1 protein-coding gene is annotated in these 1,298 nt (G+C 54.3%); it reads right to left on the minus strand.

Annotated elements, in window-relative coordinates; translation table 11 throughout:
• On the minus strand, positions 1–246 hold a 246-nt coding region (locus V6D20_20195), incomplete at its 3' end, for a hypothetical protein (GenBank protein HEY9818100.1).
• Between the last annotated feature and the right edge of the window lie 1,052 nt (positions 247–1,298).

Raw genomic sequence — 1,298 nt, forward strand, 5'->3', positions numbered from 1 at the left:
GTTTTGGTGTTTGGCTGGTTCGTTGGCGGCAGCAAGGGAGCCATACTCATTCGTTGGTTGAGTGCTCATAGCTGTGGGTTGCTTGGCAATGTCGGCTAGGTTGGCGTACTGTGCTTGGGGTGAAGGGTCGGAGAATGGTGCAGATGGCTGGCTGGCAATTGCAGCAAGGTTGGCGTACTGCGACGTTGGTTCTTCGGCATTGGGTGGCAGCTTCGCAACTGGGGGTAGCTTTGCTACAGGCTGCACTGTCTTAGGGTCAGCGAGTCTCTTTGGGATTGTGTTATAGTTTCCAGCTCCCTTTGGATTGCCCTTCACAGAGACTTTGCTCAGGCCATCGTAGTTTGAAGGCAGAGCTGAGGTGGTAGCAACATCCGCTACTACATCTGAAAGGTTTGCGACAGGTTGTGAATTGGCAGGGGGAAGCTTCTTTGGAAGTTGCTTTGGCGAAGCGGAAGCGGCAAGTGGGCTTGGCCCTGTTGGGTCGCTCCCTTGCGCAAGAGGGCTTGGACTGAGATCGCCAAAAGATCCGCCTGCGGTAGGCTGAGGAGTTGGACTGAGAGAGTTTGTTGTAGTTGTGTGTGGTTGCAGTGCGAGAGGACTTGGACTAAGCTCGCCAAAGGATCCACCATGTTGAGCTGGGTGAGGATTGCCAGTAGGGCTGGAGGGTGAATCGCTCTTCTGTAGGTCTGCTGGTGGAGTTGCCTGCTGAACGTAGTTGGCGAGGTCAACGTAGTTGCTCCCAACGAAACTGTCGTCTGGGTCAGCAAAGTCTGTACCCTTGCGGACTGGTGTAGGACTAGGAGGTTCTGTAGGCTGAATATTTGTTGGCTGCATGACGGCAGTCGCGCCTGGTTGTGTGATAGGTTCCGCTGGCTGGACAGAAACCGTAGGTGTCGTAGGGACCGGCTCATTGTCCGTTGCTAGGTCAGCTGGAGGCTGTGCTTGTTGAACGAAGCCTGCTAAATCGACATAGTCGGACCGGCCAGCACCAGCGTCGGTCTCAAGAAAGAGTCGTTGACCTTCAGGCTGTGCGGCAACTGGAGTAGGAGTTGAGCCGCCAGTTGCTGCATCCCCAAAGATGTCCTCCATCGAGGGTACTGGCCCTGCTTGAGGTACGAAGCTGTCGGTAACGAGTTTGGGGTTGACAGGTCTTTACAGATGAGAAAGTGTGGTACCTTTCTGAATAGAGTTCGGCTGCTAGGCCATCATCGATTCCATTGATAACCTGAAACGTAGAGAGCATGTCATCGGTTTGGAAAGCTGTCGAGCTTACAATAGGGGCAGCGCCAGGGGTGTAG

It is taken from the genome of Candidatus Obscuribacterales bacterium (assembly GCA_036703605.1).
Classification (GTDB): Bacteria; Cyanobacteriota; Cyanobacteriia; order RECH01; family RECH01; genus RECH01.